We start from the raw sequence: 803 nt of genomic DNA, 5'->3' as shown, positions 1-803 counted from the left end.
GGCGAGACCATCGCCGTGATGGCCAGGAGCGCGGTCGGTACGACCAGCGCGAACCGGCCTCCACGCATGAGCGGGCGCCGCAAAGGGCGCGAAGAATCAAGCATCGTGTGTCCCCACGTTTTCGGGCGCGTTGGTTCGCGACCTCGTCGTACAACAACCAGGAATCGGTTCGGAAGAACGCGACGCGGAGTGGCTGGCCCACGCGTCCCTGCGCGGCCGTCCGAGAACTCCACCCTCTGGTTGCGCCCCCCGCAACCAGTCCCGGACACAACGTAGGTGAGCCTGACCGGGACCATGTCCTGAATTTGTAGGGATTGCGCAGATTTAACTGTGCGTGCGAGTGATTTGTGTCTCAGCGCCCCAGGTCGGCCAGCGCCTTGCGGGCTGCGAGGTGTCCGCACATGCCGTGGGCGCCCGCGCCGGGCGGGGTGGCGGCGGAGCAGAGATAGACCCCCTCCACCCCGGTGGAGTACGGCGACAGGCCGGCCCGCGGCCGGAAGACGAGCTGTCGCGCGTCGTTGGCGCCCGTGGTGATGTCGCCGCCGACGTAGTTGGCGTTGTGCTGCGCCATGCCCGCTGCCGAGCGGACGTGGGTGGCCAGGATCCGGTCACGGAAGCCCGGGGCGTGCTCCTCGATGCGGGCGATGATCGCCTCGGTCACCACGTCGTCGGGTCCGTCGTAGCCCGCGGGGACGTGGGCGTAGGAGTAGAGGGGGTGGGTGTCGCCGACGGAACGGGACGGATCGGCGAGCCACTGCTGGCCGACCAGGACGAAGGGACGTTCGGGCAGCACGCCCCGGGCG

At 69.4% G+C, this 803-nt stretch carries 1 protein-coding gene; it reads right to left on the bottom strand.

Annotated elements, in window-relative coordinates; genetic code table 11:
• Positions 1–352: 352 nt before the first annotated feature.
• The coding region (locus ACOADB_RS07370) for a phytoene desaturase family protein (RefSeq protein WP_378597317.1) at positions 353–803 on the bottom strand (451 nt) is incomplete at its 5' end.

Source organism: Nocardioides sp. CPCC 206348, from assembly GCF_048654705.1.
In the GTDB taxonomy this organism is placed as follows: Bacteria; Actinomycetota; Actinomycetes; order Propionibacteriales; family Nocardioidaceae; genus Nocardioides.
The sequence above is the reverse complement of the archived record's forward strand: the minus strand, read 5'-3'. Positions and strand labels throughout refer to the sequence as shown.